Below are 16036 nucleotides of genomic sequence, written 5' to 3' on the forward strand. Positions count from 1 at the left end.
AGCAGAAGACGGCATACGAGATGCTCAGGAGTCTCGTGGGCTCGGAGATGTGTATAAGAGACAGGGTGCGTCCTGCCCGGGGGCCCGCTGCGAGGTGAGACGGGCGACGGGCAGGGGGCGGGGGATCGCGTCGGCGGGGACGGAGGGCGTCGGTGCGGATGCGGGCGTGGACGGGGTGGGTGGGGCGGGCGGGCTCGGCTGCTGGAGGCTGCGCTGCACGGTGGGCGGGAGCGGCACGGGGAGCGCGGCCGGGAGCGAGGACCGCACCGGGGCCCCGGCTGCGGGAGCGGCGGACCGCGGGGATGCGGTGGCCACCGGCCCGGCGTCGGTGGGCGGCGTGCTCAGGGGTGCACCCACCGGGGAGCGGCGCGCCGGGGCGGCCGGGGCCGCCGCCGGGCCCGTGGCGGCGGGGCGGAGCTGGACAGCGGGGGTGGTGGTGCCGGTGGGCGAGGGGGCCGGCGACGGTGCCGGTGCCGGTGCCGAGGGCGGATTCTGCTCCGGCGCCGGTACGGGTGCGGCTGCGGAGGGGGCGGGAGGCGTCGCGGTGGCCGGGGGCGCGGGCGGGGTCGGTGCCGCGGGGCCTGCCGGAGGGTTCGTCCCGGCCGCCGGGGCCGCCGGGACGGCGGGGCGTGAGGAGACCGGGGCGCCGAGACCGGGGCGGCGCGCACGGCCGACGGGTGCGGCTGCCGGGCGCGGGGTGGCGGACGCGGCGCGCTGCACGGGTGCGGCTGTGGGTGTGGATGCGGGTGCGGGCGCGGCCGTGGTCGGGTGGGCGGGCGAGGATGAGGGGGCCGGGCTCGCCGGGCTCCCGGCGGCGCGCTGCACGGGGGCGCCGAGGGCGGGCGTGAAGGGCGCGGCGGGCGCGGCGGAGGAGACCGTACGGCTGCTGTCGGACGCCGCTCGGCGCTGTACCGCGCCCTGCGTACCACCGGAGACGGGTGCGCTGGAGGCCCGTGCGCCGGACGCCGACCCGGATCCCGTACCCGAACCAGGGCCCGGTGCGAAGGCCCCGGCCGGGGAGGACGAAGAAGAGGGCGCGGACGAGGAGGCGGTGGGCGGCGCGGACGCCGTGGGAGAAGAAGAAGGAGAGGGAGAAGGAGAAGGGGCAGCCGGGGAGCCGGTAGGAGCGGTGGCCGGGCGGGACGCCCTGGCGGAACGCTGGACCGGTGCCGGTGCCGGTGCCGGTGCCGCCGCCGGGCCCGCACCCGAGCCGGAGCTGGGGGGCACGACCGACGAAGAGGCCGAAGCCGAAGCGGGCGGAGAGGCCGGGGCCGAAGCGGAGGGAGAGGCCGTGCTCGGGGCCGAAGCCGAAGCCGAAGCAGGTGCGGCAGCCGAAGCAGGTGCGGCAGCCGATGCTGAAGTGACTGCCGCAGCCGGGGCCGAAGTCGGGGCCGAAGTCGGGGTGGTGGCCGGGCCGGTGACCGGCGTCCGGCCCGGCGCCGTGGCCGACCGGGAGACCGCGGTCCCCGGCGGGACCGGTGCCGACGGGGAGACCGGGCCCGCCGCCGGGCCGGACGCCGGTCCCGTGGCCGGACGGGCCGCCGGGCCGGGCGCGGGGGCCTTGGCCGGGGCGGGAGCCGCGGCCGCACGCTGCACCGGACGTGACGAGGAGGCCGGCCCGGGAGCCGTACCGGCGGCCGCCGGGCTCGCGGCGGAGGCCGCGGGCGTTCCCGTGGTCCGGCTCGGCGGGACGGCAGGGGCCGCGCCTGCCGCCGTCGCCGTGGTCCTGCTCGGCGGAGGGGTGACGGGGGTGCCCGGTGCGGCCGTCGCCGGTGAGCCGCCGGACGGCACGCTCCCGCCGGGCCGCGTCGCCGCCGGGGCGGCGGGGACACCCGAAGACGTGTCGGTGCCGCCCGGCCGCGGAGCACCGTCCGCGCTCACCGACCGCTGGACGGCCGGTACCGCCGGGGCACCCGGCGTCGTGCGCTCGGCGCGGGGAGCGGCGGCGGGTGCCGCCGCCGTCGCGGCGGCGCGGACCGGAGCCGCAGGACCGGTGGGACCCGTCGGTTCCGCGGTCCCCGCCACGGCGGCCGTGGCGTTGGCACCCGCGCCGCCTTCCTGGCCGCCCTGGACCGCGGGCGCCGGCGCGGGTGTGTCCGCCGTACCGCCCCTGCCACCGGAGGCGGTCCCGGCGGGTGCTTTCTGAACGGCCGGTGCCTTCTGCGCGGCGGGTGCGTCACCGGCCGGGGCCGTCGCGATCCGCGGGGCCACGGGAAGCGAGCGCCGCTGCACGGCCGGTGCCCCTCGCCGGGCATGCGTGAGCGACCCCGGACGCGACGGCGCACCCGGCGCGACGGGAGTCAGCCGGGGGCCGGACACGGGCAGCGGCGCGACCGCGGCCCCGGGCGACGGCGGCTGGGGCGTCACCACGGGGATGCCCGGCGACGAGGACGTTCCGGCGGCCCCCTGCCCGGCGGCCCCCGTTGCCGCCACTGATGTCGATGCCGACGCCGACGCGGAGGCGGCGCCCGCCGCCGACCGCTGTACCGGGGGAGTGCTCACCGGCGCGGCGGACGGACCGGAGCGAGCGGGAGCGGCTCCGGCGGAGGTCGCACCGGTCGGCGCGGTGGTGTCCGTACGCGGATCGGCACCCCCGCCCGGTGCCGCCCCTGCGTCCGGCCCCGCAACGGACCCCGCCGCGCCCGCACGCTGCACCACAGGTGTCGCGGCAGCCGAAGCAGCCCGCCCGGGCACGACCGGTGAGGCCGGTGAGGCCGGCGAGGACGGGGACGAGGACGCGGGCAGGCCGGACGCGGACGTGCGAGGCGCGGGCGCCGGTGTCCCGGTGCCGGCGGGTCCCGACGGCGGTACGGGCCGTACCGGTCCGGCCGGCGCGGAAGTGCCGGTGCGTGCGGCGGGCGTGGCGGTACGGCGGGCACCCGGTCCGCCGCCCGTGCCCCGGCCCGGCGTGCCACCCGCCCCGCCCGGCAGCCGCGGCGGGATGAACCGCAGCGGCACCGCGGGCGCCCGCTGGACCACCGGCTCCTGGCCCGCGGCGGCCGCCGCGGGCAGGGCGGCGGCGGGCCGCTCCAGGCCCGTGACCGGACGGGCGGTGCCCTGGTGGACCGCGCCGCCGAGCACCGTGCTCGACCGGCCGTCCAGCACCGCGTGGGAGGCCGAGGCCGCGAACGACGGGTTCTGCCACGTGGGCAGCCGCCCGCCGAACGCGGAGTCGGCGACACCGCCCGGGGCGGGCGCGAGGGCACGCTGGATCGGCGGCAGCGCCGTCCAGGCCGGCGCCACCGCCGCGGGCGTGGCCGGAGCGGCGGACGGGGAGCCGTCCGGGCCCCCGTCCGCACCGTCCGTGACGCCCGCCGCTTGCACCGTCTCAGCGGCGCGCGCGTCGGTCACGGCACCGCCCGCCGTCGCGCCGCGCGGAGCGGAACCCCGTCTGCGGGCACGGTCGCGCGGGTCCAGCCGGTCCAGGAATCCCACAGCTCAGCCCTCCGCCCCGGCCCGCGTCACCAAGGACGCGATGGCCTCCGTGTAACGGCGGCGGTCGTGGTGTTCCAGGTCCAGGATCTCCTCCAGGCTCCAGTGGAAGTGGTAGGCCACGTACGCGATCTCCTCCTGCAGCCGGTCGGTCGCGTACGTCACGATTCCCCCAGGCGGCTCCCGCCGAGTTCCACTTCGAAGGGTTCCGAGCAGTGCGGGCACCGGACGGCGGCGCGGGTGTGGCCCTCGGCGTTGATCTGCCGGTAGAAGTCCTGCAGGAACGCCAGGTCCGAGGCGAACATGTTCTCCACGATGCCGTCGTGGACCAGCGGCAGCGTGCCGAGCCGGGTGATGACCCGGCCCAGCAGGACCACCGACAGGTACGCCGGGTTCTCCTGCACCCGCACGTCCCGCAGCGGGACGAGTTCGTCCCGTGCCGTCGACAGCCGCATCGTGCCGTCCCGGTGGACGGTACCCGACTCGTCGACGTAGCCGCGGGGCAGCTGGAAGGGGAACTCGGTACGCAGCACCTCCTGTTGGAGGGGCTGCTGCACCGCCGGCTGCGGTGCGGCGGACTGCTGCGCCGGCGGTGCCTGCTCTCCGGTCTCCGGGGCGGGCTCCGCCGCGTCCTGGCCGGCGTACGCGACGGCGCCGCCGGCCCGGCCGGCCGTACGCCGCATTACTCGATGACCAGTTCTTCGAACGCGATCGTCACGGTCTCGGTCAGCGCGGCGGCCTCGCCCGCCTTGACCGTGCTCGCGTCGATCTTGCTGCACCAGGCGTTGCGCAGGTGGTAGCGCTTCACCGGGTTGTTCTGGAAGTCCATCATGATGATGGACGCGTTCTTGCGGGCCGTGGTCATCTGCCCGCTGATGGACTGGTTGATCCACTGGGTGAACGACGCCGACTGGGTCATGCCGCGCACGACCGTGCAGGTGCCGTTCTTCTTCACGCCCGGCAGGTTCTTGACGACGTTCTGGCCGCCCGGGGTGTTCTGCTGGTACGTGATGACGTCCTGCTCGATGCTCAGACCGCTGACCTCGGCCAGGTACTCGACCATGACGCCGTCGATCTGCAGGCCGAAATTGTGTGAGGTGAGGGCGTCACCCGGCTGGAGACTCATGTGTTCGCTGTCCTTCTCGAAGACCTAGCTGGGGGGAAGAGGAGCCGAGGGGCGGGCGCGGGGCCTACTCCTCCAGCTCGCCGCTGCCGCTGGAGAACTGGGCCAGCCGGAAGATCACGAACTCGGCCGGCTTGACCGGCGCGATGCCGATCTCGCAGACGACCCGGCCGACGTCGACCGACTCCGGCGGGTTGGTCTCCTCGTCACACTTGACGTAGTACGCCTCTTCGGGCCGCTGGCCGAACAGGGCGCCGCTGCGCCACTCGTTGACCAGGAACGCGGAGATGTTGCGCCGGATACGGGCCCACAGGGCGTGGTCGTTCGGCTCGAACACCGTCCACTGGGTGCCGATGAGGATGGACTCCTCGAGGTAGTTGAAGTACCGGCGGATGTTCAGGTAGCGCCAGGCCGGGTCGGAGGAGAGGGTGCGGGCACCCCAGATGCGGATGCCGCGGCCCGGGAAGGCGCGGATGCAGTTGACGCCGATCGGGTTGAGCAGGTCCTGCTCGCCGCGGGTGATCTGGTTCTCCAGGTCGATCGCGCCGCGCACGACCTCGTTGGCGGGCGCCTTGTGGACGCCGCGCTCGGCGTCGTTGCGGGCCCACACGCCGGCGACGTGGCCGCTCGGCGGGATCAGCCGGCTCTGGCCGCTGCTCGGGTCGAACGTCTTGATCCAGGGGTAGTACAGGGCGGCGTACTTGGAGTCGTAGCCGGCCGTCTCCTGGCGCCAGACCCGGATCTGCTGGGCGTTCAGGCCCGGCGGCGGGTCGATGACGGCGACCCGGTCGCCCATCAGTTCGCAGTGCGCGATCAGACCGAGCTGGACCGCCTTGACGGCCTCCAGGTCGATCGCGCCGCGCTGGTAGGCGGCCATCAGGTCGGGGACGGCGACCATGGAGACCTCGTCGACGGCCTCCAGGCCGCCGAAGCCGGTGCGGTCCGCGGAGTCGCCGAGGTACTCGGCCGGGCCGGGGTGCCGGTCGGGCGCCGCTTCCTGGGCCGGCGGCGTGGCGGGGACCGCGACGGGAGCCGGGGCCGGCAGGGCCAGCGTCTGGTTCTCCGGGCGGGCCAGCTGCGCGGCCGGTACGGCCTCGGTCACGGTGATGAGCTTCGAGCGCTCCTTCACCTGCGTGACGACGTAGTTGCGGCCGCCCTTCTTGGCGGTGACGTCGAAGGTCTCGACGGCCTTGTCACCGTCCTTGACGACCAGCTTGAACCGCTCGGCGGGGCCCTCGCCCTCCGGGTCGGCGACCTCGACGCTCAGCCCGCCCTTGGCGTTGGCGATGGCGGTCACCGTGAACGTGCCGAGCTGGCGCGGCTCACCGGCAGGAAGCGCGGCCGGGGCGGCGGAACCGCTCACCGCGGCGGGCGCCGAGGAGGCGCGGCCCACCGCGCCGTCGGAGCCCTCGGCGGCGCCGCCCACACGGACGACGTAGGCGGCCGTGCCGCCGTTCTGGAAGAACCCGTACACCGAGTGGGCCAGGTAGTACCCGTCGGTGAACTCACCGAAGGCCGACACGTACTGGCTCCAGTTGGTCACCAGGGTCGGCTCGTTGAGCGGCCCGGCCGGGGCCAGGCCCACGAAGGCCGCCACCGAGGTGCCGACGCCCTCGATCGGGCGCGAACCGCTGGCCACCTCCTCGACGTAGACGCCGGGCGACAGGTAGGACGGCATGCTCTGCTCTCCTCGGGGTACGAGACAGGAACGGAGTCCACCCTCACGCGCGAAGCGCGTCGTTCGAAACGTCCTGCGGTACCTCTTCGCGGGCACGCCGGTTGCCCTGACGGGCAGTCCGGCCGGCCCCGCTGCCCGTGCGGCCGGCCCCGCTGCCCGCGTGACTGCCCCCATGTCCCTTCCGCCCGCCCGCGCGCGCGGACGACGCTGGTGTCCGTCGTCATTCTCCCGCCCGCCGCGCCCTCCGGGCGGGCGGTCCGGGGACGGCGACAGGATCTGGTGCCGCCGGCAGCGGAGGGGAGCGCGGTGCGCGTACGGGAAGTGGGACGCGACGACGCAGCGGACGGCCGGGACGGCGCCCGCCGGGGCGCGCCACCGGCAGCCGTGCCGTCCGCAGCCGGCGGCCTCGCCGAGTACCACGCCACGAAGACCCCGGAGCAGTGACCTGACAGATGAGCCTTTGGACCTCTCTGGAACCCTCCTCCGCGACCGTCGACCCGGGGGGCAGCACCCGCGTGCGGCTGCGGCTGCGCAACACCGGTGACGTCGTCGACGAGTACCGTTTCGAACCCGTCGGGGACATCGCGCCCTGGACGGTCGTGGAACCGCAGACGCTGCGGCTCTACCCGGGGACGACAGGGACGGTGGAGCTGACCTTCTCCCCGCCCCGCACACCCGACGCCACCGCGGGACCGAACCCGTACGCGGTCCGCATCATCCCCACCGAGCACCCCGAGGCCGTCACCGTCCCCGAGGGCAATCTCACCATCACGCCCTTCACCGAGATCCGGGCCGAACTCGTCCCGCCCGTCGTCAAGGGCCGTTTCCGCGGGCGCCCCCGTCTCGCGGTCGACAACCTCGGCAACACCAAGGTCACCGCCTCCCTCAGCGGCAGCGACAACGGCGACCAGCTCTCCTACGACCTGCACCCGAGCAACGTGCAGATCGAGCCGGGGCGGGCCGCCTTCGTCAAGGCCACCCTCAAGCCACGGAAGATCATCTGGTTCGGGTCCAAGGAGCAGCGGCCCTACACCCTCGCCGTCCAGCGTTCCGGCACGAACCCGCAGCCGGTCGAGGGCACGTACGTGCAGCGCGGCTTCCTGCCCCGCTGGCTCGCCACCTTCTTCGGCGTGCTGCTGGCCCTGTCCATCACCTTCGCGATGCTCTGGATCGCCTACAAGCCCCGGTTCGGCACCGGGGCCAACGAGAAGGTCGCCGAGGCGGGCACCACGCTCGCACCGTCGCCGAGTGCGAGCCCGGCCCTGTCGGCGGCGCCGCCGCCCCCGGCCCCCGAGCAGCCGCAGCAGCCCGCGGCGCCGCCGCAGAACACCGAAGAGGCCAAGGGCGGCGGCGGTGGCGGTGGTGGCGGCGGTGGTGGCGGTGGCGGCAACCAGAAGAAGAAGCCCAAGCCGGTGGTCCCCGCCCAGAACGTGGTGCTGCGCAACACCACCACCAAGAAGTGCGCGGACATCCCGGGCTACGACAAGGGCACGTCGGCCGGTCCGGTGCGCGAGTACACCTGCGACGGGACCTCGCACGACAACCAGTTGTGGGACCTGGAGGTGAAGTACCCCAAGGGCGGCCCCGGCAGCGCCCCGCTCTTCCAGATCCGCAACGTCAAGGACCAGTTCTGCATGGACCTGACCGGCTACGACTCGGCCCCTGTGCGGTCCCAGATCATGGAGTACCCGTGCGCCGGCACCACGCACGACAACCAGCTGTGGTGGGTGGACAAGCAGGCGAGCGGCGCCTACTGGATCCGCAACTTCGCCAGCAACAACCTGTGCCTCGACGTGGCGGGCGACAGCGACGGCGTCAACGACACCAACCTCACGCTCTACTACTGCACCACGACCGACGACCAGGAGTGGCAGATCATCCCGCAGAAGAAGGACGGCGAGTGAGGATCGTGCCGGCCGGGAGATAGCCGCGAAGACGCGGAGAGCGGGAAGGGGGGTGGGTGGCCCGCGGGCCACCCACCCCCCTTCCCGCTCCGTCTCCCGCTACCAGGAACCCTCGTCCGGCAGCAGCCGGCCCGCCTTGCGGTACTCGCGGCGGGCGCCCTCCAGCACGTCGGCCGAGGTGACCAGCCCGTCCCGGCCGGCCGCCAGGTAGGCGGCGGTCACCACGGCACTGCGGATCGAGCCGCCCGCCAGCTCGAACCCCGCCACCACCGGTCCGAGTTCGATGTTCTCGGCGCAGGGCACGTGGGACAGGCTGTGCTGCCACAGCGCCAGGCGCTGCCGGGCGTCGGGGAAGGGGAAGTCGACGACCAGGTCCAGGCGCCGGGTGAACGCCTCGTCGATGTTGGCGCGCAGATTCGTGGTGAGCAGGGCGATGCCGTCGAACGACTCCAGCCGCTGGAGCAGGTAGGCGCTCTCCATGTTGGCGTACCGGTCGTGCGAGTCCTTCACCTCGGACCGCTTGCCGAACACGGCGTCGGCCTCGTCGAACAGCAGCACCGCGTCGGTGCGGTCGGCCTCGGTGAAGATGCGCTCCAGGTTCTTCTCCGTCTCGCCGACGTACTTGTCGACGATGGACGACAGCTGCACGACGTACAGGTCGAGGCCCAGTTCGGCGGCGACGACCTCCGCGCTCAGCGTCTTGCCGGTGCCGGACTCGCCGGCGAACAGCCCGAGGACGCCCCGCCCCCGCCCGCCGCCCGCGCTGAGCCGCCAGTCGCCGAGGACCCGGTCGCGGTGGCGGGCCCGCAGGGCCAGCTCGTGCAGCTGGGTCAGGGGCCGTTCGGGCAGGACCAGGTCGCGCCAGTCGACGGCGGGCCGGATGCGGCGCGCGTGCTGTTCGAGCCCGGACGCGGACTGCCTGCGGGCGGCCACGCGCAGGTGGGCGGGGGACAGCGGGACGCCGTCGAAGGCGGCGAGGGCACGGGCCGTGCGGGCGGCGCGGACGATCCGGTCGTCGGCCAGGTGGTACGGGGCCACGGTGGCGGCCAGGTCGAAGCCGGGCTCCTCACCGAGCGCGGCCGACCAGGAGCGCAGGGATCCGGCACGGCGCCCGGGCACCTCCAGGACGAGCGGGTCGCCCAGGTCCCCGTCGCTCCAGAGCGGGTCGTAGGGCCGCGAGCCGGTGATCAGCACGGGGACGTCGGTGGCGGCTGCCAGCATGCGCACGGTCGGGGCCGGGTGCTCGGGCAGGGCGGAGACCACGACCACGCCGCCGCTCAGCCGGGCCTCGCGCAGCAGGTCGGGCACGTGGTCCTCGGGGCCCGTGAAGTGCAGGGCGGCCAGGCCAGCGGTGCGCAGGGCGGCGGCGGCGCACGTGAGGGCGTCGCCCTCGCGGGCCTCCCGGAGGTAGGCGATGAGCGGCGGCCCGGCGGCGAGCCGGGCGCCCAGCCGCCGGGCGAAGCGGACGAACTCACCGTCGGCGCCGCCGGGACCGCGGGTGACGCCCGCGCCGTCCGCGGTGTCCGCGCCGGCCGTGTCTCCCGCCGCGTCACCGTCCGTACCACCGGACGCGTCACCGTCCGTGCCGCCGCCCGCGCCGCCGTCCGTGCTGTCCGGCCACGGGGGCGCGGGCAGTGAGCGCAGGTGGCCGGCGAGCGCGGCGTCGGGGGTGTCGTCACCGAGCAGATGGGCGACGAGCCGGTCCGGTACCCGCAGGGAGCGGCTGAGGAAGGGGCGTTCGGGCTCCTCGACGACCAGCAGTCCGAGCGCGGTCAGCGGGGCGGTGGGGTGCAGCCGGGAGCGTGCGGGTGCCGAGTGGACGGGCACACCGCACAGGTCGAGGGCGAGGGCCACGGTGGCCCGCCGGCGGCTGACGTCGTCGTTGAGGTAGCCGTAGAGCGGCTCGAAGGAACGGTCCAGGTCGGGGGCGAGGGCGACGAGGAGGAGGGCGGTGTCCAGATCGCCGAGCCCGCACCGCGCCGCCAGCCCGGCCAGCCGGTCACCGGCCCGTCCGGCGTGGCCGGGCCCGTCCCCGGCCACGGGGCCGGCGGGAGGACCGTCCACGGACTGCGCCGGGCGCAGCAGGTGCCGTACCGCGTCGTCCGACAGGTACAGGCCGCGCAGCGGGTCGGTGGCCGTGGGGTCGTCGGCCGAACGCCGGCCGACCAGCAGGGCGACCCGGTCGCGCAGGGCGGCGAGGCGGTCCAGGAGCGCGTCGGCGGGTGCCGCCGCCGGCTCCGCTTCCACCTGGTCGGTGACGGTCACGACGTCTTCCCCGACTCCCGCTCGCGCCGGGCCGCCGCACGCGCGGCCCGGGCCTCGGCGACCTGCTGCGGCCGGTGCGCGCGCTCCTCCGTCCCGGTCTCGGTGCCGGCCCCGTCCAGGGCGCGCACGCGGACCGCGACGCCCTCGGTGACGGGCGGTCCGGCGTCGTACTCGGGGTAGGCGGGGAACGGCGCGGTGACCACCACGTCGAGGGACGGCTTGAGTTCGCCGCCGAGCGCGGACCAGATCTCGGCCAGCGAACGGGACTCGGTCTGGGTGCCGGCCACCGACACCGGCACGCTCATGCCCAGCGCGCCCAGCGCACCGGGGAGGTCGGCGGCCGGGATCACCTCGCGCGGGATCAGCGTGGCCAGGACCGCGGACAGCAGCCGGTGCTCGTCCTGCGGCTGCCGGGTCCACGCCGTCACCAGGTACGACAGCCGGAACCAGCGCGGCGGCTGGCGCCGCTTGACGACCACGTCCCGCTCGTCGGTCACGGGGATGTGGCCGCGCTGGCGGCGGTTGACGTCCTCCCGGATGTCGTACAGGTAGGCGTTGATCGTGGGCGCGTTGCGCCGGGCGGCCCAGTCGCGGGTGGGGGCGTCGAGGACCACCTCGATACCGGAACCGGCCAGCGCGCCACCGCCGAGCAGGCTCTTGAGGACCTCGTCCACTTCGTGGATCACCGTCGTGCTCCCGCCCTGCCGTGCTCTGTTCCGCGTTCCGTGTGTCCACGTCCGCCGGGTCCGCGCTGCGCGTGTCCGCGGTCGCCGGAAGTCCGCGCTTCCGTGTGCGGGCGCGGGCCCCGGACCGCCGCGTCCGCCCTCGCGCCCGCGCCGCGCCGAGGGGCTTGAGTCCGTCACCCGGTCTCCGCCGCGCCGTCCTTTGATCATGCCCCGGCCCCGGCCCGTCCCCGCAGGAGCGCCGGGGACGCGCGGGAGGCAGACCGGGCTGCCCCGGGGGCCGGTTCCGGATGCCCGTTCGATCAGATGTAGCCTTCCCGCAGGGCATGGGCGACGGCATGCGCGCGGTTGCGCAGGTGCAGCCGGGTGGTCAGCCCGTGAATGACGTTCTTGACGGTCCGTTCGGAGTAGGACAACTTGCCGGCGATCTCCCCGGTGTCGAACCCCTCGGCGACCAGGCGCAGCACGTCGACCTCACGCGGTGTCAGGCCGGAGCCCGGCGCCCCGGGCCGGCCGGCCGCGTTGCGGTGCAGCGTGCCCACCTGGTCGATGAGCCGGCCGAGCAGGTCGGCGGGCAGGTCGCCCTCGCCGCGCGCCGCGGCGAGCACGGCCTGCACCAGGCGGTGTGCGCCGGCCTCGTGGCGCCACACGATGGCGCCGACCCCGCACTCGATGACGTCGAGGAGTTCGGCCTCCCGCAGCGAGCTGACGACGAGCACGGCCCGCGCGCCCTCGCTGCGCACCACCCGGCGCAGCCGGGTCAGCGCGGCCTCGTCGAGGGTGTCGTCCACGAGCAGCGCGACCGTGCCGGGGCCCGAACCGGCCTCCTCCCGCAACTCGACCTCGGGGAAGCGGCGCAGCTGGCTCAGCACCCCCTCGCGCAGGATCGGGTCCGTGGCGTGCACCGCGACCGGGATGCGGTCGGCGGAACCGGCGGTGCCGGGGTGCGTGGTCCGCGATGAGCTGAGCAACGGTTTCCCCTATGTCCACGTGCCCGTCACCTCTGTGGGGGCGGTGGCAGGCGTGTGTCCACCACACTCCTGTGGTCGCGGGGGCCCGCGCAATCGTGGAGCACCACGAACAGGACCACGAGAACAGCCTTACGTACACCACGAGGGTGACCGTCCGGGCGGTTCCCGGTGCCCGGCCGCCGGGTGCAGTGGGACTTGTCACGTCACCGGCGGCCGGTGGGGACCGTCCTCGTGGGCGGAGCGCGTGACGTCCGAGCAAGGAGGCAGGGATGGCAGGGATGCCGGGACCGCAACGGGAGCACCCGTGCGAGCAGTTGCGTGCGCGTCCGTACGACCGTCCGTCCGGGCACCTGGCGGGCCACGTGCCCGAACAGGCCTCCGCCCGGTTGCCCGACCGCACCCCGGTACGGTCCCCCGAGCCCTCGCAGACCCGGCCCTCCGCTCCCTCCGCGGCCAGGCCTTCCGGCCCCTCCGCGACGCGGTCCGCCGGCCCTCCCGGGGCCAGGCCTCCCGGTCCCTCCGCGGCCCGGCTGCCCGACCGGCCCTCCGACCACCGGTCGGCCCGGCTGCCCGACCCGCCGGCCGGCCGGCCGGGCGACCAGCGCCCCGGCAGGCGGTCCGCACCGGCCGACGGCCAGTGGTGCGACCTGCCGCCCGAACACCGTGAGGCCGCCGCGCTGCTGGCGGCCGGAGCCGAGCGGGCCAGGGCCGGCGCGGGCGGCCTCGTCCTGCTGCGCGGGGCGACCGGCACCGGACGCACCACGGTCCTGGAGGCCGCCGCCCGGTCCGCCGCCGCGCACGGCATGCGGGTGCTGCGCGCCCGCTGCGCCCCCGCCGACGCCACCGTCCCGTACGCCACCGCCCTCCAGCTCCTGGGCCCCGTACCCGGATTCGAGCGGGACGGCGGCCCGGACGCGTCCGGCGGCGGCGACGGGCACGGCGGTGACGAGCGCGGCCGGGGGGAGCTGCTGCGGCGCGCCCTGAGCGCGTACGCCGCCCAGTCCCCGCTGCTGGTGGCGGTGGACGACGTCCACCTCGCCGACGGCCCCTCGCACCGCTGGCTCGTGGAGACCGCGCGGCACCTGGACCGTTTAGCGCTGCCGGTCCTGCTGGCCGTCACCGAACGCAGCCAGTACGACGTCGATCCGCCCCGGCCGGGCTTCACCCACACCCTCTCGCCCGCGCTCGTGCGCACCCACACCCTCGCCCCGCTCACCCCGGAGGCGGCGGCCCGCCTGGTGCGCGCCGGGTTCCCCGGTGCGCCCGCCGCCTGGGCCGAGGACTGCGTACGGGCCGGGGCGGGCAGCCCGCTGCTGCTGCGCGCCCTCCTCGAGGACCTCGGCGGCCCCGACCGGCACCCGGTCGTGCCCGACACGTCGGCGGCGCTGTACCCGGGCGCCTACCCGGCCGCCGTGTCGTGGTGGCTGGACAGCGCCGGACCCGGCACGGCCGAGGTGGCGCGCGCCCTGGCCGTCCTCGACGACGGCCGGGACCACGGCGGCACCGCCCTCGGCCCCCGGCGGCACCGGACCGGAACCGGCACGGCCGCCGCCGCGGAACAGGTCGCGCTGCTCGCCGACCTCTCGGGCGCCGATCCGGTGCGGGTGACGGGCTGGCTCACCGCCATGACCGGACTCGGACTGCTGCGCACCGCTCCTGGCGGCCGGCGCGGCTACGCCCACCCGCTGCTGCGCGACGCGGTGCTCGCCGGCGTGCCCGAGACCCGGCGGCGCGCCGCGCACCAGGCGGTCGCGGAGGCGATGCTGCACCGCGGCGCGCCCACCGAGACGGTGGCCGGGCAACTGCTGCTGTCCGGACCGGTCGGCGCGTCCTGGGCGACGGGCGTGCTCCAGGACGCCGCCTCCCTCGCCCTGGGGGAGGGCCGCCCCGGCGACGCCATGGCCTTCCTGCGGCGGGCCCTGGACGAGCCCCTGCCCGGCACCCGCAGGCAACGGCTGCTGACCGAGCTGGGTTCCCTGGAGTGCGCCGGGAACGAGTCCGCCTCCGGCATACCCCGGCTCACCGAGGCGCTGCGGCTGCCGGGCGCCCCGCAGGACCGGGCCCGCGCCGCCGTCGCCCTGGGCACCGCGCTCGCCGGGCGCGGCCGGCCGCGCGCCGCGGTGGAGGTGCTGTGCGCGGCGGTCGGCCAGCTCGCCGACCGCCCGGACCTGGTGGCCACCCTGCACAGCGCCTCCGCGCTGCTGGCCGACCGCGACCAGACGGTCCGCGGCGAGGTCTACCAGTTGCTGCGCGAGCACGCCGGCCACTCGCCCGACCCCGCCGGGACGGCCGCCCGGGTGCTGCTCGTGCGGTACGCGGCCTCCGCCGGGCTCACCTCGGCCGGTGACGCCATGCGGCAGGTGCGCGAGCTGCTCGCCGAGCCCGCCCACCCGCTGACCGAGCCGTTCCTGCTGGGCACGGCCGCGGCGGTCGCCCAGTGGGCCGACGAACTCGACGAGGCGGAGCGGCTGGTGGACCGGGGCCTGTCCGGGCAGCGGCCCGGCCTGCTGCACCCCATGCAGGAGGCGCTGCTCAACACCCGGGCCGACATCGCGGCGGCGCGCGGGACTTTCGGGCGGCTCCCGGCCGAGCCGCCCGCCGTGCACGTCACCGGGCCGGGCAACGTGCACGCCCACACCCTGCTCGCCCTCGTCGCGCAGGACCGCACGGCCGAGGCGCGGCGGCTGGCGGACGGGTTCGACCTGACCAGCGTGCCCGACTCCTGGGAGCTGAACCGGTTCCTGTACGCCCGGGGCGTGCAGCGCGCCGCCGACGGGGACACGGCGGGCGCGCTGCACGACTTCCTGGAGTGCGGCCGGCGCCAGACGGCACGCGACGTGGTCAGCCCCGTCGTCACCCCGTGGCGCTCGGCCGCGGCCGAGTGCAGGCTGGCGCTGGGCAGCCCGCTGGACGCGCTCGAACTGGCCGAGGAGGAGCTGCGGCTGGCCCGCGTGTGGGACACCCCGCGGACGGTCGGCCGGGCCCTGCGGGTGCTGGGCGCGGCCACCGGCGGGCGGCGCGGCCTGGAACTGGCCGAGGACGCCGTGGGGCTGCTGCGGCAGGCTCCGGACGGCGCGGGCCCGGAACTGGTGGCCGCGCTGCTGACCCAGGGACGGCAGCTGACCGCCGCGGGGGAGCGGGTGCGGGCGCGCGCCTGTCTGCGCGAGGCCGTCGAGCGCGCCGAGCGCCTGGGCGCGCCACGGCTGCGCAGACTCGCGGAGGAGGCCCTGCGCGCGGGCGGCGCCCGCCGTCCCACGCTCGCCCGCAGCGGGTCGGACTCGCTCACCGGCAGCGAACGCCGCATCGCCCGGCTGGCCGCCGACGGCCGTACGAACACCGAGATAGCGGACCTGCTCCACCTGGCCCGGCGCACCGTCGAGACCCACCTGACCAGCACCTACAAGAAGCTGGGCATCCGGCGGCGCGGCGAACTGAACCAGGCCCTGGCCGGGGAGTGAGGGCGCACCGCAACCCCCGTACGGACCACCCCGACCCGCCGCCGGGCAGCGCCGGTCGGGCACACCACCGAGGAACCGCCCGCCCAGCCGGACCGCCCCGGTCGCGGGCGCGATGTCCGGCGACCGCGCGGACGGGTCCCGGCGGTGCCGGGGGCTGTGCGGCGGCGGGAGGGCCCGTGGGCGGGCGTGGTCCGGTGTGGCCGTGGGCGGGCGGGGGTCCGGGCCGCGCCGCCCGCCATGACTCACCCGCCGTCATGAACGCCGGCCCCGCGCCTGACGGTGACGGTCCCGACGGTCCCGCGCCTGACGGCGTGACGGCCCCACGTCTGACGGCCCCTCGCCCGACGGCCTACGGGCCGAGGCGCCGGAGACGCGACAGCCCGCCGCGCCCACCACACGAGAGCCACCGGCCCAACGGCCGTGCGACAGCACTCTGACGACCCCGGCGATACGCGCCCCGGCTCAACAGCCCTGCAAGGGCGCTCCGACGGCCCCGGCGATACGGGCTCCCGGCCCAACAGC

At 76.3% G+C, this 16036-nt stretch carries 12 protein-coding genes; 5 read left to right on the top strand and 7 right to left on the bottom strand.

Features of this window, described 5'->3' with window-relative positions; translation table 11 throughout:
- Positions 1-730: 730 nt before the first annotated feature.
- Complete coding sequence (locus IG64_RS42945; protein WP_158771697.1) at positions 731-2146, top strand: hypothetical protein; 1416 nt, start codon at positions 731-733, stop codon at positions 2144-2146.
- 111 nt (positions 2147-2257) lie between these two features.
- A complete protein-coding gene (locus tag IG64_RS32425) occupies positions 2258-3490 on the top strand; it encodes a hypothetical protein (RefSeq protein WP_037862820.1) in 1233 nt (410 codons plus the stop codon).
- Here the strand turns inward: IG64_RS32425 and IG64_RS41735 are convergent.
- From IG64_RS41735 to IG64_RS32440, 4 genes are all read right to left on the bottom strand, one after another.
- Entirely contained in the window at positions 3439-3597 is a 159-nt protein-coding gene (locus IG64_RS41735) for a DUF6760 family protein (protein WP_018568006.1), read from the bottom strand. The two genes, IG64_RS32425 and IG64_RS41735, sit on opposite strands and share 52 nt — an antisense overlap.
- Positions 3594-4115: a hypothetical protein gene (locus tag IG64_RS32430; RefSeq protein ID WP_037862821.1), complete on the bottom strand. Its 522-nt coding sequence runs from the start codon at positions 4113-4115 to the stop codon at positions 3594-3596. Before IG64_RS32430 ends, IG64_RS41735 begins: the two co-directional genes overlap by 4 nt.
- Positions 4115-4558: a phage tail protein gene (locus tag IG64_RS32435; RefSeq protein ID WP_037862822.1), complete on the bottom strand. Its 444-nt coding sequence runs from the start codon at positions 4556-4558 to the stop codon at positions 4115-4117. Before IG64_RS32435 ends, IG64_RS32430 begins: the two co-directional genes overlap by 1 nt.
- 64 nt (positions 4559-4622) lie before the next feature.
- Positions 4623-6233 (bottom strand): phage tail sheath subtilisin-like domain-containing protein, encoded by a 1611-nt coding sequence (locus IG64_RS32440; RefSeq protein WP_037862825.1) that lies wholly within the window; start codon positions 6231-6233, stop codon positions 4623-4625.
- Between the two features lie 306 nt (positions 6234-6539).
- On the opposite strand from IG64_RS32440, the gene IG64_RS41325 reads away from it, so the two are divergent.
- Together IG64_RS41325 and IG64_RS32445 are read left to right on the top strand one after the other, a co-directional pair.
- Complete coding sequence (locus IG64_RS41325) at positions 6540-6677, top strand: hypothetical protein (RefSeq protein WP_158771698.1); 138 nt, start codon at positions 6540-6542, stop codon at positions 6675-6677.
- 8 nt (positions 6678-6685) lie between these two features.
- On the top strand, positions 6686-8137 hold the full coding sequence (locus tag IG64_RS32445) for an RICIN domain-containing protein (protein ID WP_037862826.1): 1452 nt from the start codon (positions 6686-6688) through the stop codon (positions 8135-8137).
- Between the two features lie 99 nt (positions 8138-8236).
- Here IG64_RS32445 and IG64_RS32450 read toward each other — a convergent pair whose 3' ends face one another.
- The 3 genes from IG64_RS32450 to IG64_RS32460 form a co-directional block, all read right to left on the bottom strand.
- Positions 8237-10402, bottom strand: coding sequence for an ATP-binding protein (locus IG64_RS32450; RefSeq protein WP_037862828.1), 2166 nt, complete (start codon positions 10400-10402; stop codon positions 8237-8239).
- Positions 10399-11088, bottom strand: coding sequence for a DUF4255 domain-containing protein (locus IG64_RS32455; RefSeq protein ID WP_037862831.1), 690 nt, complete (start codon positions 11086-11088; stop codon positions 10399-10401). Before IG64_RS32455 ends, IG64_RS32450 begins: the two co-directional genes overlap by 4 nt.
- A gap of 299 nt (positions 11089-11387) precedes the next feature.
- Positions 11388-12056 (bottom strand): helix-turn-helix transcriptional regulator, encoded by a 669-nt coding sequence (locus tag IG64_RS32460; RefSeq protein WP_037862833.1) that lies wholly within the window; start codon positions 12054-12056, stop codon positions 11388-11390.
- 269 nt (positions 12057-12325) lie between these two features.
- Between IG64_RS32460 and IG64_RS32465 the strand changes: the two genes are divergently transcribed.
- Complete coding sequence (locus IG64_RS32465) at positions 12326-15514, top strand: AAA family ATPase (RefSeq protein WP_234438685.1); 3189 nt, start codon at positions 12326-12328, stop codon at positions 15512-15514.
- Positions 15515-16036: the final 522 nt, after the last annotated feature.

The sequence above is a fragment of the Streptomyces sp. NRRL S-340 genome (assembly GCF_000720185.1).
Classification (GTDB): domain Bacteria; phylum Actinomycetota; class Actinomycetes; order Streptomycetales; family Streptomycetaceae; genus Streptomyces.